Source organism: Streptomyces sp. NPDC053474 (assembly GCF_044544845.1).
In the GTDB taxonomy this organism is placed as follows: Bacteria; Actinomycetota; Actinomycetes; order Streptomycetales; family Streptomycetaceae; genus Streptomyces.
The window spans coordinates 675132-698027 of record NZ_JBITXV010000003.1; the positions used below are offsets into that span (position 1 = coordinate 675132).

16 protein-coding genes are annotated in these 22896 nt (G+C 76.0%); 13 read left to right on the forward strand and 3 right to left on the reverse strand.

Annotated elements, in window-relative coordinates; all coding sequences use genetic code 11:
• The 3 genes from ACIG3E_RS09770 to ACIG3E_RS09780 all read left to right on the forward strand — a co-directional run bounded on the left by ACIG3E_RS09770 (window position 1) and on the right by ACIG3E_RS09780 (window position 6604).
• Complete coding sequence (locus ACIG3E_RS09770) at window positions 1–906, forward strand: class I SAM-dependent methyltransferase (protein WP_399613439.1); 906 nt, start codon at window positions 1–3, stop codon at window positions 904–906.
• Between the two features lie 1877 nt (window positions 907–2783).
• Window positions 2784–3767: a hypothetical protein gene (locus tag ACIG3E_RS09775; RefSeq protein WP_399613441.1), complete on the forward strand. Its 984-nt coding sequence runs from the start codon at window positions 2784–2786 to the stop codon at window positions 3765–3767.
• Window positions 3764–6604, forward strand: coding sequence for a stealth conserved region 3 domain-containing protein (locus ACIG3E_RS09780; RefSeq protein WP_399613443.1), 2841 nt, complete (start codon window positions 3764–3766; stop codon window positions 6602–6604). Before ACIG3E_RS09775 ends, ACIG3E_RS09780 begins: the two co-directional genes overlap by 4 nt.
• Here ACIG3E_RS09780 and ACIG3E_RS09785 read toward each other — a convergent pair.
• Window positions 6601–7236, reverse strand: a complete 636-nt coding sequence (locus ACIG3E_RS09785) for a LuxR C-terminal-related transcriptional regulator (RefSeq protein WP_399613445.1) — start codon at window positions 7234–7236, stop codon at window positions 6601–6603. The two genes, ACIG3E_RS09780 and ACIG3E_RS09785, sit on opposite strands and share 4 nt — an antisense overlap.
• A gap of 327 nt (window positions 7237–7563) precedes the next feature.
• Here ACIG3E_RS09785 and ACIG3E_RS09790 point away from each other — a divergent pair, with 327 nt between their 5' ends.
• The 8 genes from ACIG3E_RS09790 to ACIG3E_RS09825 all read left to right on the forward strand — a co-directional run bounded on the left by ACIG3E_RS09790 (window position 7564) and on the right by ACIG3E_RS09825 (window position 14020).
• Window positions 7564–7845, forward strand: a complete 282-nt coding sequence (locus ACIG3E_RS09790) for a hypothetical protein (RefSeq protein ID WP_399613448.1) — start codon at window positions 7564–7566, stop codon at window positions 7843–7845.
• 94 nt (window positions 7846–7939) lie between these two features.
• Entirely contained in the window at window positions 7940–8533 is a 594-nt protein-coding gene (locus tag ACIG3E_RS09795; RefSeq protein ID WP_399613450.1) for a stage II sporulation protein M, read from the forward strand.
• Between the two features lie 276 nt (window positions 8534–8809).
• Window positions 8810–9496 (forward strand): hypothetical protein, encoded by a 687-nt coding sequence (locus tag ACIG3E_RS09800; protein WP_399613452.1) that lies wholly within the window; start codon window positions 8810–8812, stop codon window positions 9494–9496.
• A gap of 23 nt (window positions 9497–9519) precedes the next feature.
• Window positions 9520–10038, forward strand: a complete 519-nt coding sequence (locus tag ACIG3E_RS09805) for a hypothetical protein (protein WP_399613455.1) — start codon at window positions 9520–9522, stop codon at window positions 10036–10038.
• A complete protein-coding gene (locus tag ACIG3E_RS09810; RefSeq protein ID WP_399613457.1) occupies window positions 10035–11726 on the forward strand; it encodes a hypothetical protein in 1692 nt (563 codons plus the stop codon). Before ACIG3E_RS09805 ends, ACIG3E_RS09810 begins: the two co-directional genes overlap by 4 nt.
• Entirely contained in the window at window positions 11723–12334 is a 612-nt protein-coding gene (locus ACIG3E_RS09815) for an ATP-binding cassette domain-containing protein (protein WP_399613460.1), read from the forward strand. Before ACIG3E_RS09810 ends, ACIG3E_RS09815 begins: the two co-directional genes overlap by 4 nt.
• Window positions 12331–13278: an ABC transporter ATP-binding protein gene (locus ACIG3E_RS09820; RefSeq protein WP_399613462.1), complete on the forward strand. Its 948-nt coding sequence runs from the start codon at window positions 12331–12333 to the stop codon at window positions 13276–13278. Before ACIG3E_RS09815 ends, ACIG3E_RS09820 begins: the two co-directional genes overlap by 4 nt.
• Window positions 13271–14020 carry an ABC transporter permease gene (locus ACIG3E_RS09825; protein WP_399613464.1) on the forward strand — a complete coding sequence of 250 codons (750 nt, stop codon included), beginning with the start codon at window positions 13271–13273 and terminating at the stop codon, window positions 14018–14020. The genes ACIG3E_RS09820 and ACIG3E_RS09825 overlap by 8 nt, the downstream gene beginning before the upstream one ends.
• 58 nt (window positions 14021–14078) lie before the next feature.
• Here the strand turns inward: ACIG3E_RS09825 and ACIG3E_RS09830 are convergent, their stop codons facing one another.
• On the reverse strand, window positions 14079–16178 hold the full coding sequence (locus ACIG3E_RS09830) for a CDP-glycerol glycerophosphotransferase family protein (RefSeq protein WP_399613467.1): 2100 nt from the start codon (window positions 16176–16178) through the stop codon (window positions 14079–14081).
• A gap of 154 nt (window positions 16179–16332) precedes the next feature.
• On the opposite strand from ACIG3E_RS09830, the gene ACIG3E_RS09835 reads away from it, so the two are divergent.
• Both ACIG3E_RS09835 and ACIG3E_RS09840 read left to right on the forward strand, forming a co-directional pair.
• Window positions 16333–19797, forward strand: coding sequence for a CDP-glycerol glycerophosphotransferase family protein (locus ACIG3E_RS09835; RefSeq protein WP_399613469.1), 3465 nt, complete (start codon window positions 16333–16335; stop codon window positions 19795–19797).
• Window positions 19794–21359 carry a hypothetical protein gene (locus tag ACIG3E_RS09840; protein WP_399613471.1) on the forward strand — a complete coding sequence of 522 codons (1566 nt, stop codon included), beginning with the start codon at window positions 19794–19796 and terminating at the stop codon, window positions 21357–21359. Before ACIG3E_RS09835 ends, ACIG3E_RS09840 begins: the two co-directional genes overlap by 4 nt.
• Here the strand turns inward: ACIG3E_RS09840 and ACIG3E_RS09845 are convergent.
• The gene (locus ACIG3E_RS09845) at window positions 21344–22777 is read right to left on the reverse strand and encodes a glycosyltransferase family 39 protein (RefSeq protein ID WP_399613473.1); all 1434 of its coding nucleotides are present in this window, start codon (window positions 22775–22777) and stop codon (window positions 21344–21346) included. The two genes, ACIG3E_RS09840 and ACIG3E_RS09845, sit on opposite strands and share 16 nt — an antisense overlap.
• Window positions 22778–22896: the final 119 nt, after the last annotated feature.

Genomic DNA, 22896 nt, shown 5'->3' on the forward strand with positions numbered 1-22896 from the left:
ATGCCCGAAGCCTCCGCTTCCGTGCCCACGTCCGCGCCCGCGTCCGCCGAGGAGACGGACGACCTTCCCCTGCCCACCGCCTTCTCCGATGTGAAGGGCTGGTTCCACCCGGCCGACCAAGTGCTCTTCGACTGGTTCCTCAGCCGTCAGCTGGACCTCGGCGAAACGGGCGACCTGCTCGAACTCGGCGCCTACCTGGGCAAGAGCGCGATCTTCATGGGGTCCTATCTGCGGCCCGACGAGACCTTCACGGTCTGCGACCTGTTCGACTCGCCCGCGCCCGACGACGCGAACTCCAAGGAGATGGGCCGCTCGTACGCGACGCTGACCCGGCGCGCCTTCGAGGCCAACTACCGCTCCTTCCACGACGAGCTGCCCCAGGTCGTGCAGGCCCCCTCGGCCGGAATCGCCGCGCACGTGCCCCGGGGGAGCTGCCGCTTCGTCCACATCGACGCCTCGCACCTGTACGAGCACGTGCACGCCGACATCGCGGCGGCGCGCGAGCTGCTCACGCCCGACGGGATCGTCGTCCTCGACGACTTCCGGGCCGAGCACTGTCCCGGCGTGGCCGCCGCCACGTGGGGGGCCGTCGCCACGACGGGGCTGAAGCCGCTGTGCATCACGGCGACGAAGTTCTACGGGACGTGGGGGCGGTACGAGGCCGTGCACGGGGAGTTGAGGCGGCTCCTGAAGGGGCGGGACGACATGTGGCACGGGGCGGAGGACGTGGCCGGGCATCCGATGATCCGCATCAGCGGCCGCAAGGCCCGCACCCCGGCCCAGCCCCGGTCCCGGCACGCCCCCACGGCCCCGCCTCGCAAGCCCGACCCGGGCCCCCACCGCACCCGCCGCCCCCGCAGCCGGGGCCTGGGCCTGGCGGCGCTCCTGCCGGGGCGCGGGCGCTGAGGCCCGGGGCGGGCCGCGGGTGGGGGCTGGCTCCTGCTTCCGGGCTGGGGCGGGGTGGCCCTTCCGGGCGCCCCTGCGCCGGGGCGGGGCGGGGCGGGCACACGGCCGGGGCCCACTTGGCGCGGGCTTGCGCTCTGGCCGTGGGGCGCCCTGGTGCGGCTTTGCGCGATGGTTGCGCGGCGCCTTCCCCCCGGTCCTGCGCGATGGCTACGCGGCGCTTCCCCCGGCCCTGCGCGAATAGTTGCGCGGCGCCTGGTGGGGCCCTGTGCGGTGGTTGCGCGGCATCTGTTGCGGCCCTGCGCGATGGCTACGTGGCACCTGCCTCGGCCCTGCGCGAATAGTTGCGCGGCGCCTGCTCCCGGGCTGGGGCCGGGGGGGTGAGGGCTGGCCCTGCTCCGGGGCCGGGGGGGGGAGGGAGGGCTGGCCCCCGCTCCGGGCTTGGGCGGCGGGTGAGGGTTGGCTCATGCGCTGGGGCTGGGGCCGCGGGTGCTGCCGAGGCCCATCTGCTGGGCTGGCCGCACCCTGCGCTATGGCTGCGCGGCAGCTGGGCTTGCGCCCCGGTTGAACGGCCTGGCGGCACCTGGTGCTGTACCCACCCTTCCCCAAGCTCTCGGCTCCGCTCGAGCAGGGGATGCCCCACTCGCCCTGCGGGACGATTGCCCACAGCGGGGAGGGGCGGCCGCCTACCGCCCGACGCCCGAACGCGCGGGGCGTGCCCCGCCCCCGCCCCGGGGGCACCGGGCCCGCACCGGTGCAAGCCAAGGCACAGGCACGGCCCTGCCCGGCACAACGGCTGGGCGGCGACTGATGCCTGTGCCCACCCTGCCCCAAGCTCCCGGCTTCGCCCGAGCAGAGGATGCCCCACTCACCCTGCGGGACGATTGCCCACAGCGGGGAGCGGCAGCCGCCCACCTCCGGGCGCCCGAACACGCGAGGCGGCCCCCGCCCCTGAGGCACCGGGCCCGCACCGGCATGGCCGAGAGACGGCAACGCCCCTCAGCGCGGGGTGGACCCGCCACCCGCCCCCGCCCGGGTTGGGGGTGGGGATCCGTGGGGCGCCACCCGCAAGCGCCACGCGTCGGGGTCCGGCTCCGCGAAGCCGGGGAGATCCGGGTGGGCGGGTGGGAAAACCCGCCGCGGTAGCGGTGGGTGGCGGGCGCGCCGGGCCACAGCGCCACGCGTCGGGGTCCGGCTCCGCAAGGCCGGGGAGATTCGGGTGGGCGGGTGGGAAAGGCCCGTCGACGGTGGGGATCCGTGGGCGCCACGCGTCGGGGTTCTGCCCCGCGAAGCCGGGGAGGGGCGGGGGGCCGGTGGGCAAACCCGCCGCGGTAGTGGCGGGTGCCGGGCCGCAGCGCCACGCGTCGGGGCCCAACCCCGCAAGGCCGGGGAGATCCGGGTGGGCGGGTGGGAGGACCCGCCGCGGTAGCGGTGGTGGCACCCGGCGGGCCGCAGCGCCACGCGTCGGGGTCCGGCCCCCCAAGGCCGGGGAGATCCGGGTGGGCGGGTGGGAGGACCCGCCGCGGCAGCGGTGGTGGCACCCGGCGGGCCGCAGCGCCACGCGTCGGGGCCGAGCCCGGCAAGGCAGGGCAGGCATGGGTGGGCGGGTGGGAAAGCCCGCTGCGGCAGCGGGGAGGGGGGCGGCCCGGGCCAGTGCGGCCGGGGGAAGCGCAGCGGGCCGGGCCCGTGAGGCCGGGGAAGGGACATCGGGCCGGGTCCGTGAGGCCGAGGGAAGTGCGGCGGGCCGGGCCCGTGAAGCCAGGGGAAGCGCGGCGGGCCGGGCCCGTGAGGCCAGGGGAAGCGCGGCGGGCCGGGCCCGTGGGGCCGGGGTAGGCGCGGCGGTCCGTGGGGGGAGGGTGGGGAGGGGGCAAAGTGGGGCGATGCAGACCTTTTTTGTCGGGGGGCTTGCCCGGAGGGCGCGGGGGGCCGCACGCCGGGCCAGGTTCCGGGCGGAGCGAGCCACCGCGGGCCGCCAGCGCCGGGGCGGCGACGCCCCGCTCGCCCCTGTCCACCTGTCGCTCAGGGACAGCCGCACCCTCAACCTCGCCCTACCCGCCCCGACCCCGCCCCCGGCCCCCGCGCGGCTCCTGATCAGCCGAGGCCCCCGCCGCTTCCGCGTACCGCTCGCGTACGAAGCGGAGGCGGCGCTGCTCACGGCGACCGTCAGCCTGCGGGACGCCACCGCGGGCGAGGGCGGCGCCGGGCCCGTCCTGGGCGAGGGCGTGTGGCGCCTGACGGTGGAGACGGCCGGCGCCGACGGCCGCGTACGCCGTCAGGGGCTGGCCCTGGCCGACGTACCGGGGCCGCCGGGCCCGACGCTCCCCCACGCCCCGCACCCGCGCACCGGCACGCTCCTGCGGCTCGTGCGCTGCCGGGGCGGGCGGGCCGCGGTGCAGGTCACGCGGTCGCGGCCGCGCGCGGAGCTGGTGCGGTTCGAGCCGCGCGGGGACGGCATCACGGTGCACGGCCGGATGGTCGCGGTACGAGCGACCCCAACGGCACGAGCGGCCCCAAAGGCACGAGCGGCGCAGCAGGTCAGTGCGGTGCGGCGGCGGGACGGCCTGGCCGTGCCGGTGCGGCCCGAGTGGGACGGCGACCGGTTCCGCTTCGCGCTGCCGCTGGCGGCGATGGCCGGGGCGGGGCCCGGCCAGTGGGTGTGGGACTTCCGCGTGGGCGACCTGCCGCTGGGGCGCTGGCTGACCGACGTACGGGATCTGCCGTCGGCGTTCCCGACGCCGTTCCGGCTCGTCGCGCTGGAGGGCGGCGGTCTGGTGCGGGCCCATCCGCATGTCACCGCGTCCGGCGCGTTCGCCGTGACCTGTCTGGACCTGGGGCGGGACCTGGAGCAGAAGGAGACCTCATGAAGATCACGTACCTCCTCGGCTGGGGAGACGAGATGGGCGGCACCGAACTCGCCACGTACACCCAGGCGCTGCACCTGGCCGAGCGGCACGACGTGGAGGTCCTCTCGGTCTTCCGCACCCGGACCGAGCCGTTCTTCCCCGAGGCGCGGGGCCTGGCCGTGCGCTATCTGGTGGACCGCACGGTGACGCCGGAGCGGCCGGTGCGCGGCTCGCGGCTCGACGAGGCGGCCTGCCGGGCGCTCGCCGCGCTGCCCAGCGAACTGATCGCGCGCTCCTGGGAGTCGGCGTTCGACCGGCTCGCGGACGTGGAGCTGACGGCGGCGCTGACCGAGCTGGACACGGACGTCCTGGTCACCACGACGCCCGCGCTGCTCGCCGCGGCCGTGCGGCTGGTGCCGGGGCGCGTGGTGACCGTGCACCAGGAGCACCGGCCGACCCAGCGCCGCGGCCCGTCCGGTGAGCCGCTGCTGCTCTTCGCGCCGCGCCTGGACGCCCTGGTGACGCTGACGGAGCGGACCCGGGAGTGGATCGCGGAGTCCCTGGGCGCGACGGCGCCGGAGCTCGCGGTGATCCCCAACGCGGTCCCCGACGGCTTCAGGCCGCGCGCCGACGGCGGCAGCAAGGTCATCGTGATGGCCGCGCGGCTCACCGGCGAGAAGCGGGTCGACCACGCGGTCCGCGCCTTCGCGCGGCTCGCGGACGCGCACCCGGACTGGACCTTGCGGATCTTCGGCGGCGGGCACCGCGAGCCGAGCCTGCGCCGCCTGGTGGACGCCTTCGGCCTCCAGGACCGGATCGAACTCCTCGGCCCCTGCCAGGACATGGCCGCCGAGTGGGCCAAGGCGGGCCTGACCCTGATGACGGCGGGCCACAACGAGGCGTTCCCGCTCGTCCTGCTCGAAGCCCTCGCGGCGGGCGTGCCGGTGGTGGCGTACGACGTGCTGACGGGGCCCGCCGAGATCGTGCGGCACCGCGTGGACGGCCTTCTCGTGCCGCCCGGCGAGATCGAGCGCCTCGCCGCCGCCATGGACGAGTTGATGTCCGACGACGCCACCCGGCTCGGGTACGCGCGGGCCGCCCGCGAGGGCGTGTACGCCCGCTTCTCGTCCCAGCGCGTGACCGCGATGTGGGAGGAGCTGTACGCGCGGCTCGTCGCGGGCCGCGACCGGCCCGAGCGGCTCGCGGAGCGCGCGGACCGGGTGGCGCTCGGCGTCGCGTCCGGCGGCCCGGGCTTCCGGCCGACCACGCCGCACACCCTCGACGCGCCCGCGCCCGCCGACGAGCGGGCCCGCGAGGAGGAGATCCTGGCGGCCGACGACGGTCTGATCCGTTCGGTGGGGCGGCTCGCCGAACGGCGCGACGACGTCCGCACCGCCGACATGGCCGCCTGGAACCTGGACCTGACCGCGGCCGCCCTCGACGCGCGGGACGTGCCGTACGTCCTGGTGCGGACGGGCGGCGGCGCGACCGCGTACACCCTCGCCGTCGCCGACGACCACCGCGACGCCACCCTGAAGGCGCTCACCGAGGCGCTGCACGGCCGGGCGGTGTACGCCGAGCTGGTGGCGCCGCGTGACGCCGCGCCCGGCGTGGTGCTCGCCGAACGCCTCGACAGCGTCGGCGAGATGGCGGGGGTCAAGGTCTTCAAGCCGGTCACCACGACGACGCTCTCGCTGCGCCACGGCGTGCAGCAGGCGTGCACGGTGGCGTTCTGGACGCGCACCGGCGAGCCGGAGGGGAGCGGGCGGGTGTGGCGGGCGCCGTTCGGGAGCACGCTCGCCGGGGCCGAGCTGCCGTCCCTGACGCCCACGGCACGGCTGCGGGTCGGGGCGCGGGAGTACCCGAGCCTCGACGTGTTCGCGCGGCTGCTCATGAAGGACGTCGACTTCCCCGTCGACGCCGTCTACACCTGGGTCGACGACTCCGACCCGGCCTGGCGCGCGGCCCGCGCCGCCGCCCTGGGCGGCGGGGCCGACGGCGCGTCGGCCGACACCGGCGCGGTCCGCTTCCGCAACCGCGACGAACTCCGGTACTCCCTGCGGTCCCTCGCGATGTACGCGCCCTGGGTGCGGCACGTGTACCTGGTCACGGCGGGCCAGGTCCCGGCGTGGCTGGACGCGGACCACCCGGGTCTGACGGTGGTGGACCACCGCGACCTGTTCGCGGACCCGGACGGCTGTCTGCCGACGTTCAACTCGCACGCCATCGAGACCCAGCTGCACCGGATCGAGGGCCTGTCGGAGCACTTCCTGTACTTCAACGACGACATGTTCCTGGGCCGCCCCACGAGTCCGGACACGTTCTTCCTGCCGTCGGGGCTCGCCCGGTTCTTCTGGTCGTCGGTGTCCGTGCCCGACCTGCCGGTGTCCGCCGCCGACGAGGGCTATCTGGCCGCCGCGAAGAACAACCGGGAGCTGCTGCGCCGCGACTTCGGCCGCACCGCGACGCACTGCCTGCTGCACGTGCCGTACGCGCTGCGGCGCGACGTCCTCGCGGAGCTGGCCGAGCGGTACGACGACGAGCTCGCGGCGACCGCCCGCAACCCCTTCCGGGGCGCGGGCGACCACTCCGTCGTCTCGTCGCTGTTCCAGCACTACGCGTATCTGACGGGCCGGGCCGTGCCGGGCTCCCTCGCGTACGACTTCGTGGACATCGCCGAGCGCGCCGACCACGCCCGCCTCGGGCAGCTGCTCCAGTCCCGCGCCAAGACCGCGTTCTGCATCGGCGAGACGCCCGGCGGCGACGTGTCGGACGAGGAGTCGGCCCTCGCCCTGCGGGCGTTCCTCACGGCGTACTTCCCGGTGCCGTCGCCGTACGAGCGGGCCTCGGGGGCCTAGGCCGCGGAGACCTCGATGCCGTGGGCGAGGAGTGCGGCCTGGACGCGGTTGTCCACGCCGCACTTCGCGTACACGGCGCTGATGTAGGACTTGACGGTCCCGGCGCTGAGGCCGAGGCGGCGGCCGATCTGCTGGTTCGTCAGGCCCTCGCCCACCAGGGCGAGGACCTCCCGCTCGCGCAGCGAGAGCGGCGCCCCGCTGTACGCCTCGCGGGACTCGGCCCGGACGGTGGTGGCGCCGGCGCGGTGGATCCACGCGGCGGGCAGCACGGCGGCTCCGGAGGCGAGGGTGTGCACGGCGTGCGTGAGGGCGCGGACGTCGGCGTCCTCCGGGAGGTAGCCGGAGACGCCGGGCGGCACGCCGACGACGGTGGGGCGGGTGACGGCGGCCTCGCCGAGCAGTGCGACGGGGACGCGGGGCAGTTCGCCGCCCCTGACCGCGTCGAGCAGCCGGTCGATGCCGGGCAGGATCCGCGACGCCAGGACGACCGAGTCCGGCTGGGCCCGCACCCACGCGAGCACTCCGTCGACGTCTCCGTATGAGGTGACCGTGAATTCCCCGCCGTCCGCGAGGGACTGCGCGAGCCCCCTGCGGATCAACGGGTGGTGGTGCGCGACCGTCACGTTCAGCATGGCTCCCCCGAGCGATCCATTAGTCAAGAAGTCGTCAATATGTGGTCGGGCTTCAACCTACCCCAGCGGTGCCGCGTTGACGTGCGGCGATGCGCTCACCTGAGAGCCCGATCAACTCCTGCTCGTATGTCCGCATTTAACACCCCTACGCATTGGTAACTGCCGAACGGCCCCGTCAACAGGCAGTAGGGCGCGCTCCGCTTCTCCCACAAGATCGTTACCGGGTCCGGCGCTCTCGCCGGGCCCGGTAACGGACGTGCCCGCCCCGCGCCAATCGGGGCGGGCACGCGTCCGATCGTAATGAATCGATCCGAAGGAACACGCGACATGAACCGCTCGGCCACCCGCCGTCCCCTGACCACCGCCGCCGTCACCGCCACGGTCTTCGGCGCCTTCATGGTGGCCGCCACGGCCACCCCGTTCTTCCTGAAGAACGTGCTCAACATGAGCAAGGACTCCGCCTCCGTCGTCTACCAGTCGATCATGACGGGCATGGACGTCGCCTCGGCGATCGGCCTGGTCTCCGGCGGCCTGGCCGTCGGCTCCGTGGTCATCTGGGGCGTCAAGCAGGCCATCAAGAAGGGCGGCAAGAAGGCCGTCATCGCCTAAGTCCCGAGGCAGCGCATCCGGCCGGGACCCCGCACGCGCGGGGTCCCGGCGGGACCGACCGGCGACACCACAGGACGCGGAGACGCGGGGGCAGATGGATACGACGACCGGGCCGATCGCCCGGCCCACGGCCTTGGGCGGCTTGAAGTCCGCGGGGGCGGCACTTCTCCGGCGGCAGTGGCCCGCCGTGGTCAGCGGCGCCCTGCTGTGGCTCGCCGCGTTCGGCGCGGGCTGGTGGTTCGCGCCCGCGGACCCGACCGGGGTGAGCCGGGCCCCCAAGCAGGCCGACTGGGGCCTGTTCGCGGAGATCCTCGCGCGCAACGTCGGCGTCTCGGCGGCCCTCTTCCTCGGCGTCGCCACGCTCGGCGTCATGACGATCCCGCTCACGCTCCTGACCGGCACGCTCGCGGGCTACTACTGGGGCCAGGGCAGCGCGGTCCTCGGCACGCGGGGCGTCGTACGCCATCTGCTGCCGCACATGCCCCTCGAACTGGCCTGCCTCGCGCTCGCCGCGGCGGCCGGTCTGGTGCCGCTCGTGACGTGGGCGCGCGCCGGACTCGGGCGACGGCCCGCACAAGAGCGCGGCACACGGGACCGCTTCGGCTTCCAGGACGCGTGCCTGCTGTGGGGCGTGTCCCTGGCGGGCCTGACCCTGGCCGCGGCGGTGGAGACATGGGTGAGCACGTGAGGGCGGGGGCGCCCGTGACGACCGGGGCTTCCGCCTTGGCCGAGGCCTTCGCGATGCCCGAGGGCTTCGCGACGACCGGGCCTCCCCCGGCGGCGGGCGACAAGGCTCCGGCTGCCACGGCGGGCGGGGCTGCCGCGGCCTGTGAGGCCGCGGGCGATGGGGCCGCGGGCGATGGGGCCGCGGGCGATGGGGCCGCGGGCGATGGGGCCGCGGGCGATGGGGCACGCGGTGCCAGTGAGACCTTTTGAGACGGGCGGCACGATCGGGATGGGGAGCATGAGCGGGACTACCGGGACGACCGGCATCACCAGGACGAACGGTGTGGCAGGGCTGCCCGCCTTCGAGGACGACGCCCCCGGCGCGACCCCCGCGCCCCCGGCCGCGCGCGGCCCCTTCGGACAGCGCCTGCTGACCCGGCGCGGCCACGCCCTCGGCGTGAGCGCGCTCGTCGTCGCCACGGCCGCCTTCAGCGTGCCGCTGTGGGGCGAGATCCACGACAAGGTCGTGGAGCGCGTCGACAGCGCGTCCGAGGGCGCCATCGGCATCGGCACCAGCATCGCCTGGTGCACCAGCCTGCTCGCCAACGTCCTGACGCTCGGCCTGCTCGGCGTCCTCGTGGGCGCGCTCGGCGCGGTCGCCACCCGCCACCTGCCGCCGCCCGGCGCCCTGCCCACCGCGGACGAGAGCGGCGACTTCACCCGGCTACGGCGGGCGTTCACGCTCGGCTGGGTCGCCTTCGTCCTCGCCAAGCTCACCGTCTGGACCGTGGCGGGCCTCGCGCTCGGCCACGACGTCTCGCGGGCCGTGCCCACGGTGACGCACCTCGACGCCTGGCTGCCCCTGCTGCCCTGCGCGCTGCTGCTCGCGGGCCGCGCCACCGGTGCCGCCTGGCCGCGCGCCGCCGCCGTCGCCGCCGCGGTCACCGCCGTCTACGCCACCGCGCTCGGGCTGCTCCCCTCCTGACGTCCCACCGCCCCCGGAGAACCATGCTGCACCGCCTCTTCTTCGCCACCCTGGGAAACCCCCGGCTGCTCCAGTTCGCGCTGCGCTGCTGGACCGTGGTCATGGACGGCATCGCCCGGCCCGGGGTGCGGATCGCGGGCGGGGTGCTCGCGGCGGCCGCCGGGGTGTGCGCGGTGGCGTACTTCGCCGCGTTCCGGGCCACGGCCGACGCGACGCGCCGGGCCGTCGAGGCCTCGGCCGACCTGAGCGGCGACCCGGACAACGTCGTCGACGTCCTCCAGCTGCTCAGCGTCGTCTGGCTGATCAGCGGCGTGGTGCTGATCGCCGTCGGACTGCTCGTCGCCGTGGCGCGCTGGGGCAGCGTCCTGATGATCGTCGGCGGGGTGCTTTGGTGGGCCCCGCTCGGCGTCCTCGGTCTGTACCTGCCGTCCGCGACGGCGCCCAAGCTGCTCGCCGCGGCCTTCGTCGCGCTGGTCGTGCCCGCCACCGTGCTCTGCCCCGCCGAGCGGTTCGGTGGGGCCCGCGCCGGTGGGGCGGCATGACGGCCCGCCCCGGCGGCGCCTGGCCGCGCACCGTGTACGCCCTGTGGCTCGCCGACACCCGGCGGCGCCTCAACCTCCTCGCCGGTACGGGCCCTTCAGCGCGGCGCCGCCGGGCGGCGGCGCGCGTCGTCGTCTGCGCGGGCGCGGCCGCGGTGCTCGGCACCCTGGTCGTGCTCGGCCGCACCCTCGGCGTCCTGGCGCCGCCGGGACCGGACCTGCGGACGGACCTGGCCACCTGGACCTGGACACCCGTGGCCCTGTGGTTCCTGTTCCAGCTCTTCAGCGCGGAACCGACCAAGGCCCGCGCCCTGGTGAGCCCGCCCGACGCGAGCGTGCTGCACGCGCTGCCGGTGTCCCGCGCCCAGCTGGTGACCGCCCGGCTCGTCGTCCCCGCGGCCGGGATCGCGGCGGGGCTGCTCGTCGCCGCGGCCGCGATCGCCGTGCCCTGGCTCGCGGCCGGGACCGCGGGGCGCGCCGCCCTGCCGGTCCTCGCGGTGCACGCGGTGGGCGCGGCGGTCAGCGGCGTCGCCCTGCGCGTGGCCCTGGTGACGGCGCTCATGGTCCGCGTGGTGCGCGTGCCGCAGCTGCCGCGCCTGGCCGTCGCCCTGGTGGGCGGCGGCCTCGTCGGCGTCGTGGCCGCGCCGTTCGCACGCGCGCTCGGGGGCGGCTCGGGACCGTCCGAACAGGACCTGGCCCGGCTGCTCGGGAACGCCGTGACGGCCTCGCGCCCCCAGCTGTGGACGGACCTGCACGAGCCGGACGCCCTCGGCGCCGCCCTCGCCGGATACGCCGTGCTCACGCTGCTCCTGGCCGCCTTCGCCGTGCTGCGGGTGCGGGCCACCGTCCGCCGTGACGCGGCTTCGGGCCCGGCCGTCCGCGCGGCCACCGGCTCCACGGGGGCCTGGCCCGCGTCCCCGTACCGCGCGGTGTGGCGCGTGACCCGGCTGCGGCTGCTCCGCGGGCACCCGGAGACCGTCGGCGGACTGCTGCGGCTCCAGCGGTTCGGCGTGTTCGTCGGCGCGGCCTGCGCGGCCGTCGTGGTGACGAACGGTCAGCCGGTGTGGCAGCTGCCCCCCGCGGCCGTCGGCGCCCTGTTCGTGGCGGCCGCGCTGGTCACGACGAGCGAGGTCGTGCAGGTCTGCGGCATCGAGGCGGACCGGGAGTGCTGGGACGCGCTGCGCCAGTCGCCGCGCCCCACGGGCGCCTGGGTGGCGGCGAAGGCGTGGGCGGCGGCCGCGGCGGTCGGCGCGGCGACCGGCCCGTTCGCGCTCGGCGCGGCCGCGCTGTGCGGGGTGCGCGGCGCGGCCGCCTGGACCCAGACCCTGCTGGCGCTCGCCGCGGTGGCCTGCGGCGCGGGCTGCGCCACGGTCCTCACCTATTTCTGCGTGCCGCGCGCCGAGGCCTTCGCCGACGGCCGGGTGACCCGGGCTCCGGCGGCGGACGTCACCGAGGGCGTGTTCGTGGCCCTGCTGACCGTGCCGGTCACGGCGGGCGCCGGGCTCTGCCAGGCCCTCGCCGACGGCACCGCGGCCCGCCTCGCGCACGGCGCGCTGCTCGCGCTCTGCCTCGCGGGCGCCTGGGCCGCGCTGCGCGCCGTCGCGGCCCGCGACCTGCCCGACCCCAAGGCGGCGCCCGCCGCGGCCGCCGCACCGCCCGCCCGCCAGCAGAAAGCCGGAGCGCTCCAGTGATAGTCATCGACGACCTCGTCGTCCGCCGGGGCCCGGTGGACGTCCTCAGCGGCCTGAGCGCCCGCGTCGCCCCGGGCGAGTCCGTCCGCGTCGCCGGGCCGAACGGCAGCGGCAAGAGCACGCTCCTGCGGGTCATCGCCGGGCTCACCGCGCCCGACGCGGGCCGCGTCGCCGTGGACGGCCGGGCGCCCGGCGACCCGGCGGTGCGGGCCCTGCGCGGCCATGTGCAGGAGCCGCCGCCGCTGTACGAACACCTCACCGCGGCCGAGCAGCTGGGGTTCACCGCGGGCGTCTGGGGCGTGCCCGTGGGAGGGCTGCGCGAGCGCGCGGCGGCCCTCGGGCTCGGCGAGCGGTTCGACGTGCTCGTCGGGGAACTCTCCCTCGGCCAGCGCAAGAAGCTCGGCTACGTCTGCGCGACCGCCCACGCGCCCCGGCTCGTCCTGCTCGACGAGCCGTTCAACGGCCTGGACACGGCCGCCGGGAGCGCCGTGCGCGAGGACCTCGCCCGGTGGCGGGCCGAGGGCCGCACGCTCGTCGTCGTCTCGCACTCCGACACCTCGGTCGCGGGCCTGGTGGACCGCACCCTGACCCTGGAGGCCGCCGCGTGATCGAGGTCCGCGACCTGGTCAAGTCCTACGGCGGCCGCCGCGTCCTGGACGGCCTGTCGTTCACGGCCGCGCCCGGGAGCGTCACCGCCTTCCTCGGGCCCAACGGCGCGGGCAAGAGCACCACGCTGCGGATGGTCCTCGGCCTCGGCACCCCCGACGCGGGCAGCGCCCTGGTGCGCGGCGTCCCGTACGCGGAGCTCCGCGACCCGCTGCACACGGTGGGCGCCCTCCTCGACGCGTCGGCCTGCCACCCGGCGCGCAGCCCCCGCGCGCACCTCGCCTGGCTGGCGCGCACGCACCGCATTCCCCTGGCGCGGGTGGACGAGGTCCTCGGCCTGGTGGGCCTCGCGACGGCCGCGCGCAGGCCCGTGCGCGGCTTCTCGCTGGGCATGCGGCAGCGGCTCGGCATCGCGGTGGCGCTCCTCGGCGACCCCGAGGTGCTGCTGCTCGACGAGCCCATGAACGGCCTGGACCCCGAGGGCATCCAGTGGCTGCGCAAGCTCCTGCGCGCCCTCGCCGACGAGGGCCGTACGGTCCTGGTCTCCAGCCACCTCATGCACGAGATGGCCGTCACCGCCGACCACGTCCTGGTGATCGGCCGGGGGCGGGTCCTCGCCGACGGCGACATGGCCTCGCTCCTGACGGCGGGCCCGGTCGCCGTCCGCCTCGTGTCGCCGCGGCTCGACGCGCTCGCGCCCGCCCTGCGCGCCGAAGGCGCCCAGGTGGCGTACGGCGACGAGCCGGACACCGCGACCGTGACCGGCCTGCCCAGCGCCCGCGTCGGGGACGTCGCCGCCGCGCACGGCTTGAGCGTGCACGAACTGACGCCCGTGCGGCCGTCGTTGGAGGAGGCGTATCTGCGCCTGACCGAGCGCGCCGCCGAGTACCGCGCGAGTGCCCCCGCGACCGACGCCCCCCGGAAGGAGGCGGTAGCCCATGCGTGACCTGCTCGCCGCCGAGTGGATCAAGCTCCGCTCGGTGCGCTCCACCTGGACCCTGCTCGCGCTCGGCAGCGCCCTGACCGTCGCCGTGGGCCTGCTGTTCTGCGCTCTGATCGGCCCCGAGTACCGGGCCGCGGCCGCCGGGCGGCAGCGCGAACTCGACCCGGTGGGGCTGCCGTTCACCGGGCTGCAGTTCGGGCAGGTGCCGCTGGTGATCCTCGCGGTGCTGGCCGTCGGCAACGAGTACGGGACCGGGATGATCCGCACCACCCTTGCCGCCGTGCCCCGGCGGGGGCTCTTCCTCTCCGCCAAGCTCGCCCTTCTCGGCCTTGCCGGTCTTGCCTGGGGTCTGGCCACCGGCGCGGTGACGCTTCTCGCGGGGAGTGCGGTGCTCGGCGCGGGGCTTCCCCTGAGCGGGGAGGGCTTGCGTGCCGTGGTCGGTGCGGGGGTCTATGCCGGGTTGCTCGCCGTTCTCTCCGGTGCTCTTACGTTCATGGTGCGGAAGTCCCTTACCGCGCTTGGGGTGCTGCTTCCGCTGTTGTTCGTGGTTTCCGGGGTCATGGCCACCGCGCCTCGGTTGCGGCCGCTTGCTCGGCTGTTGCCGGATCGGGCCGGGCTTCGGCTGATGCAGACCCATCAGGACGTGGGTGACCTGACCCCCCTCGCCGGTGGTGGGGTGCTGTTTTTGTGGGTTGTGCTGGTTGTTGTGGCTGCGCGGTTCGTTCTGCGGCGTCAGGAGTGTTAGCGGCTGTCCGTGCGTGGGGGCTGGTCGCGCAGTTCCCCGCGCCCCTAAAGACGGGCACCTATGCTCCGCCCAGGAAGAGATGTTTCACCACTCGCTCCGCCGCTCCCCCGTCGTCGTACGGGCAGAAGCGGGCTCGGAAGGCCTCGCGTAGGCGGGTCGTGTCCGGTGTGTTCCAGGTGCCGTCGCGGAACAGGGCGATGAGGTCGTCCTCCGTGGTGGCCACCGCGCCGGGTGTTTCGCCCTCGTGGCCCGACAGGAGGTCGAAGTACGTGCCGCGGGCGAGCCGGTAGGCCTGCCAGTCCGGGGCGTAGGTGACGATCGGGCGGTCCAGGCAGGCGTAGTCGAACATCAGCGAGGAGTAGTCCGTCACCAGGGCGTCGGCGGCCAGGCAGAGGTCCTCCACGCGCGGGTGCCCGGTCACGTCGAGCAGGCCGGGGTGCGCGGCCAGGCCCGCGTCGGCGCCGTAGAAGTAGTGGGCGCGGACCAGGACCACGTACGCGGGGCCGAGCGCGGCGGCGAGGCGCTCCAGGTCGAGGCGGGGCAGGAAGCCCTTCTGGTAGTCGCGGTGCGTGGGCGCGTACAGGAGGACCGTGCGGCCGTCGGCGACGCCGAGTTCCTCGCGGACGCGGCGCACGTCGTCGTCCGTCGCCGTGAAGTACACGTCGTTGCGCGGGTAGCCGAGCTCCAGGGCGCGGTAGGACGCGGACGGGTAGACGCGCTCCCAGGTCTCGGTGGAGTGCGGGTTGGCGGAGAGGCTGTAGTCCCACTGGTCGACGTGGTCCATGAGGCGCTGGAAGCTGAGGTTGTGCGTGCTCGCGGGGTAGCGCCGCTGGTCCATGCCCATCTTCTTCAGGGGCGTGCCGTGGTGGGTCTGGAGGTAGACCTGGCCGGGGCGCTTGGTGAAGCCGCCGGGGAAGCTGGAGTTGTTGATCAGGTACGTGGCGCGGGCCATGGCCCGCCAGTAGCCGAGCGAGCCCGCGAACACGTGGTCGACGCCGGGCGGGACCCGGTGGCGGTGCTGGTACGAGACGACGAAGACGCCTCTGACGTGCGGGGCGAGTTCGCGGGCCTTGGCGTGGATGGCGGCCGGGTTGCAGGCGACGCCGCGGTTCCAGTACGCCCCGTAGACGGCGAGTTCCGGGTCGAGTCGGGCGGTGCGCAGCTCGGCGCGGTAGGCGGTGCGCTTGACGCGGGCGGCGAGCTGCTTCTTGCGCCGGGCGAGCTGGGCGCGCAGGGCGGCGCCCCGGCTCGCGGACCGCTCCAGGCGTTCGTAGGCGCGGTGGGAGCCGTCGGCCAGGGCGCGCTCCTCGGCCGACGCGGGTTCGTGGCCCGGCGGGCGGTGCGCGCCGAGCAGCGGGGCCGCGCGGCGGAAGAACTCGGGCCGGTCGCGCGGGGCGACGCGCCCGGGGTCGCCGAGGACGGCGAGCAGATGGCGTACGGCGTGCGGGTAGAGCCGGGCGACGGCGTCCGGGGCGTCGTAGGCGCCGGTGAACAGTTCCTCGTAGCGGTCGATCACGGTGAGGTGCCGCTCGCCCGGGGCGTTGGCGAAGCCGCCGACGCGCCGCTCCCGCCAGCGCACGCACACCCGGTCGAGCGCGGCGACGCGGTCCTGGGCCTGGAGGGTCGCCCGGTGCGCGGGCACCACGTCCTCGTAGGGGCCCGCCGAGAACGCCAGGCGCTGGCCGGTCCAGAACTCCCGCCGTACGACGCGGTTCCAGGCGGCCGGTGTCACGGCGAGCGGGTCGCCGGTCAGGTCGTCCCGTCCGGCGCGCACGTCGCCCCACCAGTTGAGCCTGTCGTGTCCGAACAGCAGGACGTCCGGGTCGCCCGCCGAGGTGAGCGCGGCGTCGGCGGCGCCGAGCGCGCCGGGCAGGAGCAGGTCGTCGCCGTCGAGGAAGAGCAGGTAGGCGCCGGTGGCGCGGGCGGCCCCGGCGTCGCGGGCGGGCCCCGGGCCCCGGCTCTCGGGCAGCCGGACGAGGTGCGCGCGCGGGTCGCGGCGCGCGTAGGCGGCGGCGATGTCCGCGCAGCCGTCGGGGGAGGCGTCGTCGACGACGATCAGTTCGAGGTCGCCGAAGGACTGGTCGAGCACCGAGTCAAGGCACTCCCTGAGATAGCCCTGGACGCGGTGGACGGGCACGACTACGGAGAAGCGCGACATGCGCACCGACGGTAGCCAATGCGTACGGACCGCCGAAGAACCCTCACTCGTAGGGGTGATCGGCGTCAACAAGGGCGACACGGCCGGGAAAACGGGAGGGATACGCCCGTAATGGACGTATTGCCCTCGTACGCCCAGGAAAGGCCGGTCGCCCGTGCAGCCCCGACTCAGCGTCGTCGTACCCATCTACAACGTCGAGGAGTTCCTTGAGGAGTGCCTGGAGTCGATCGCCCGGCAGACACCGGGCCCCGAGGACGACCCCGGCTCCCGTGGCGCCCTGGAGGTCATCCTCGTCGACGACGGCTCCACCGACGCGAGCCCGGACATCGCGCGCGCCTTCGCCGCCCGCGACCCGCGGTTCGTCTATGTGCGCCAGCCCAACGCGGGGCTGAGCGCCGCCCGCAACACCGGCGTGCGGCACGCGAGTCCGGGCGCCGCCTATCTGACGTTCGTGGACAGCGACGACGTCGTGCCGGACGGCGCGTACGCCCGGATGATCGCGAGCCTGGACATCAGCGGCTCCGACTTCGCCACCGGCAACGTGTGGCGGCTCACCGAGCGCGGCCGCTCGCAGGCCTGGCAGTACCAGTGGCTCACCGAGCCGCGCACCCGCACGCACATCGGCCGCGACCTCGCGCTCCTCGCCGACCGCGTCGCCTGGAACAAGATGTTCCGCAGGGCGTTCTGGGACCGGCACGGCTTCGCCTTCCCCGAGGGCAGGCTGTACGAGGACACGCCGGTGATGATCCCCGCGCACTTCCTCGCCGAGGCCGTGGACGTGCTGAGCGACCACGTCTACTACTGGCGGGTGCGCGAGGGCTCCATCACGCGGCGGCGCACCGACGTCAAGGGCGTGCGCGACCGGATCGCGGCCTGCGCCCACGTCAGCGCCTTCCTCGGCGAGCACGCGCCCGGCCTCAAGGCGACGTACGACGCCTCCTGCCTGCGCGACGACTTCGTGTACTTCCTGGAGGGGCTGCCGATGGGCGGGCCCGAGTACCGGGCCGCGTTCCTCGACGGCACCGCGGAGTTCCTGGGCGCAGCGGACCCGGAGCTCGTCCGGCGGCTGCCCGTGGACCTGCGGGTGAAGTGGCAGCTGGTGCGCGAGCGGCGCACCGACGAGCTGATCGCGCTGCTCGCCCGCGAACGCCAGGGCGGCAAGGGCGTGTTCACCGTGCGCGGCACCCGCCGGCGGTACGCCGCGTTCCCCGGCGTCGGCGCGCTGCCGCGCGAGCTGACCCGGCTCGGCCGCGGCGAACTGCCCGTCGTGGCCCGGCTGCGCGAGGCCTCCTGGGACGCCGAGGGCAAGCTGCGCCTTCGCGGCTACGCGTACGTCCGCAACCTCCCGGCCGACCGGCGCGCGCGGAGCGTGAAGGCCGGGCTCCTCAAGTCCGCCCACAGCAGGGGCCGGTTCCGCCGCGTGCCCACCCGCACGGTCTTCCTGCCCGAGGCCACCGAGGCCTCGCGCCAGCAGCTGCACAGCTACGACCTGTCCGGCTTCGAGATGACTGTCGACCCCGAGCGCCTGAAGACCGGCGGCCGCTGGCAGCCCGGGAACTGGCTGCTCGGCGTGGTCCTCGCGGGCCACGGCGCGGTGCGGCGCGCCGCCGTGCGCGCCCAGGACGGCGCGGGCACCCAGTCCCTCGTCCGCGACCTCGACGACGGGCTCCGCCTGACGGCGGGCTTCAGCAAGGGGCGGCTCGTCCTGCGCGTCCAGGAGTACGCGGCGCGCGTGGACGCCCACCGCCTCGACGACGGCCACGCCGTGCTCACCGGCACGCTCACCGGCGGCGCCCGCCCGCGGGCGCTGCGGCTGAGCGACGGCCGCGCCGAGTTCACCTACCCGGTCACGGTCGTGGGCGACCGCTTCGACACCCGGATCCGCCTCGCCGACCTGGAGGACGTGGAGCCCGCCCCGCAGCACGCGCCCGCCCAGGTCGAGCCCCCGCACGGCGACCGCTGGCAGGCCCGCCTGGTGCTGCCCGACGGCACGCGGGTGCCGCTCGCCGCCGCCCTGGACCTGCCGCCGGGCCGGTACGCGTCCCGGCCAGGCCGCGAGCTGTGCGCCACCGCCGACGACCAGGGCCGCCTCGTCGTCGAGCTCACCCGGCAGCCCGTCGCCGACCGCCTGGCCTGGACCGACGACGGCCGCCTCACCGTGGAGGGCACGGCCACGCCCGCCAGCTGGCCCACCGCCGAACTCGTGCTGCGCCACAGCGGCCGCGACGACGAGGTGACCGTGCCGGTGGAGCGCGTCGGCGGCCGCTTCCGCGCTTCCCTCGCCCCCGGCGGCGGCACCCTGCGGCAGGGCCGCTGGTACGCCTTCCTGCGGGAGGCCGGGCACAGCGGCCCCGGCGTGCCCGTGCGGGTCCTCGCCTCCCTCGGCGCGGCCCTGCCGGACCACCGCGCCGTCGGCGGGCGGGAGTTCACCGTCGACCGGCGCTTCGGCGACCGGCTCCTGATCGAGGCCGGGTCGGTGCTCGCGCGCACCGAGCGCGGCGCGTACCGGCGCCACCGGCTGCGCACCGAGCACTACCCGAGGGAGCGCGCCAAGTCCCTGCGCGACGCGGTCCTGTACTTCGACGGCGACTCGCCGCGCGCCGTCCACGACGAGCTCGTGCGGCGCGGCGCCGACGTCGAGCACCTGTGGGTCACGCACGACCAGCAGACGCCGGTGCCGCCCGGCGCGCGCGGCGTGGAGGAGCACAGCGCCGCCTGGTACGAGGCCCTGGCCCGCTGCCGCCGCGTCGTCACCGCGGGCCACCTGCCGGACTTCTTCGAGCGCCGCCCCGGCCAGACCGTCGTGCAGACCTGGCACGGCGCCCCGCTCAAGCGCCTCGGCACCGATCTGACCGACACCCTGTACGCCGACCACGGCCACCTCGACGCGCTGCCGCGCCTGGCCCGGCAGTGGAACGTCCTGGTCTCCCCCAACCGCTTCGCCACCGGGCACCTGGGCCGCGCCCTCGCCTACGACGGTGAGGTCCTGGAGGCCGGGTCGCCGCGCAACGACGTGCTGTTCGCCGCCGACCGCGCCAAGGTCGCCGAGCGCGTGCGGCGCGAGATCGGCCTGCCCCCCGGCAAGCGGGTCGTCCTGTACGCGCCGACGTACCGCGACCACCTCGCCGCCGCGCCCGGCCGATTCCGCTACGAGGCCGCCCTGGACTTCCGCGCCGCCGAACACGCCCTCGGCGACGACCACGTCCTGCTCGTCCGCAAGCACCCGCTCACCTCGGGCCGCCTGCCCGGCGCCCGCGCGCCCTTCGTGCGCGACGTCAGCTCCCACCCCCGCGCCGCCGAACTCCTGCTCGTCGCCGACGTCCTGGTCACCGACTACTCGTCCCTGATGTTCGACTTCGCGCACACCGGCCGCCCGATGCTGTTCCACGCCTACGACCTGGAGCACTACCGCGACACCGTGCGCGGCTTCTACCTCGACTTCGAGACCCGCGCGCCCGGACCGCTGCTCGCCTCCACCGCCGACGTCGTGGCCGCCCTGCGCGACCTCGACACGGTCACCGCCCGGCACGCCCCCGCGTACGCGTCCTTCCGCGCGGAGTACTGCGACCTCGACGACGGCCGGGCGGCGGCCCGCGTCGCGGAGAGGCTCATGCGGTGACCGCGCTCCTGACCGGGCGCGTCCCGGCGGGCGCCACCGCCTCCGGCCCCGGGCGGCTGTGGCGGCCCACGCCGTTCCTGGTCTTCGGCGGCCTGTTCTGGCTCGGCATGACGCTGGCGTACTGGCGGGTCCCGATGTGCTGCGACTTCGGCCAGCACGCGGCGGTCGTCGAACGCCTCAAGGCCGACCTGCTGCACCCCGCCCACCCGATGGCGGACCTGCCGGGCGACGGCAGCGCCTACTACTCCCCCTACGCCGTCGCCCAGGCCCTGTTCGCCAAGGCCACCGGCCTGACCGGCTGGGAGACGGTCAAGCTCGCCGGGCCTTTCAACCTGCTCGTCCTGCTCACCGGCCTGGGCCGCTTCGTCCGCGCCCTCACGCCCCGGCCCTGGGCCCCGGTCCTCGCCCTCACCGCGATGGTCCTGCTGTGGGGCACCCGCACGGCCTGGTGGAGCGGCTACCTGGGCCTGCTGTCGATGACGGGCAACCTCGGCTACCCGTCGACCTTCGCCATCGGCCTGACGTTCTGGGCCTGGTCCTGGACGGCCACGGGCCCGAAGTCGCCGTGGGCGTACGGAGGTCTGGGCGCGCTGTGCGGCGCGATCCTCCTGATCCACCCGATCTCATCGGTGGCGGCGGTAATCGGAGTGGCATCCTTCGCCATCGCCTGCTGCGGGCAATCGTGCCGCAGGGCGGCACCCATCCCAAAGACAGCACCCCGCTACCCCGCACTGTTGAACTGGGCCCTGGCCGCCACGGCAGCCGTGGCCATCGCGACCACCTGGCCCTACTTCAACCCCCTCACCCTCGTAGGCGACCCCTCAGTCGACGGCATCCACAGGCAGCTCTACACAGAGATGCCCGCGCGCTTCTGGCTAGCGGCCCTCGGCCTGCCCGCCCTGGGCCTGCGCTGGCGCCGCGACCACCGCGACCCCCTGGTCCTGATGTTCGCCCTCGACTGCGCGGTCGTCGCCTACGGCTGGCTCAGCGGCCACTACACGTACGGCCGCATCCTCGGCCTCACCCTGGTCCCCCTCCAGTTCGCCCTGGCGATCGAGCTGGCGGCGCCCCGCCCGTGGGGGACGCGCCGCGCCGCGCTCGCGGGGGCGGCCGCGCTCGGGGCGGCCGTCGGGTTCTGCCAGGTCCAGGCGGGGGCGGTGGTGCCCCGGGCCCTCGACCCGGTGGGCTTCGACCAGCCGCCGCGCTGGCCCGGCTACACCTGGGCGGCCGCCCAGATGCGCCCGGGCGACGTGGTGCTCACCGACGGCTACCGGCCCACGCGCTCGCTCCCGGCCTTCGGCGTCAACCTCGTCGCGCCCGCCTGGCCGGACACCTCGCTCGCCGAGGAGGAGCGCGGGCGGCGCCTGCGCGCGGTGCGGGCGTACCTCGCGCCGGAGTCGACCCGCGCCGAGCGCGCCGCCGTCGTGCGCCGCTACGCCGTGCGCTGGCTGCTGCTCGACCCGGCGCAGCGGGTGCCGCCGGAGGCGGTGGTGGTGGCGTGGGGGCCGCGTACCGGAGAGGTCCTCGCCCGGGTCGGCGGGGCCGGTCAGCGGCGTACGTAGAGCCGCAGCGCGCCGCCGACCGTGACGTACTCGGCGCGCCGGGTGAACTCCCCGCGCAGCACGGCGAGCTTGGCGGCCTCCGTGCCGCCGCGGTCCGTGGCCGCGCCGCGCAGCGGGCCCGCCTCGGAGAGCACCCAGAGGCGGTCCACGCCCGCGAGCCTGCGGCGCAGTTCGGCGGGGCCCGCCTCGCGGCCGTAGAGCGTGCCGGACGCGGCGCCCGAGGCCCGCAGGGCCACGTCCCGTACGCCGTGGAAGGCGTCGGGGTAGGTGAGCGGGACGCGGCGGGCGATGAGCGGCAGATACAGGACCGGGTCGCCGGGGCGCAGCTCGCGGGCGGCGACGGCGGCGAGCGCCGCGTGGTCCTCGCCGCGCCCGGCGGCCCGGTCACCGCGGTGCAGGGGGAACTGCCACCAGAAGACGCAGCCGACGGCGAGCGCGCCGACGGCGGCCACGGCACCGCGCCCGCGCCCGCCCGCGAAGGCCCGCACCGCCCGGTCGGCACCTGCCGCCACCAGCAACGGCCCGCCCGCGAGCGCGAACAGCACGTACCGCGCGTGGTACAGCGGCCACTGCTGCGACACCGCGAGCAGCGCGGCGGGCGGCACGACGAGCAGCGGCAGGGCCACCGCCTGGAGGGGGAGCCCGGCGCGGCGCCCGGTCCAGGGGCCGCACAGGGCGAGTGCGGCGAGGGCCAGTTCGGCGGCGAGGACGGCGAGCGTCGGCCCGGTGAACTCCCGCAGGAGCCGCACCGCGGCCGTGCCGTCGGGCGGCCGCAGCCAGCCGACCTGCGCCGCCTGCCGGTGCGAGACGAGGGCGAGCGGCACCAGGGCCAGCGCGGCGGGGACCGCCGCGCCCGCCCAGGCCCGGCGCACGCGGGGCGCGACGCGGCCGAGCAGCAGGGCCGCGGCGTGCGCGGCGAGCAGCAGCCCGGCGAGTTCGTGCAGGAGCACGGTGGCGGTGCTCACGGCGGCGTACGCGCACCACGGCCCGGGCCGCTCCGGGCGCTCGGCGGCCCGGACGAGCAGCAGTGTGGCGAGGGCCGCCCCGGCGGCGACGAGCGCGTAGGAGCGGCCCTGCTGCGCGTACTGCCCGGCGAGCGGGGTCACCGCGTACAGCAGGCCCGCCCACAGGCCGACGCGCGGGCGGGCGAGGCGCGCCCCGACGGCGGCGACGAGCCCGGCGGTGGCGGCCGCCGCGAGCACGGACGGCAGGCGCAGCGCGAGCTCGCCCGCGTCGGCCGGGAGCACGGCGTGCATGAGCAGGTAGTACAGGCCGTGCACGGCGTCCACGGTGCGCAGGAGCCACCAGATCTCGGGCAGCGAGCGGCGCGCCACCTGGAGCGTGACGCCCTCGTCGCGCCAGAGGTTGCCGCGTACGACGCCCCACAGGCCGACGGCGAGCATGACGAGGGCGGGCACGAGGACGACCGCCGCTTCCCGGAGCCGCCCCGCCCGCCCTTGCTCTGCCTGTCTTGCCTGCCCTGCCCGGCCTGCCTGCGCTGCCTGCCGGAATCGCCTGCACCGCTTGCCCCGCGTGA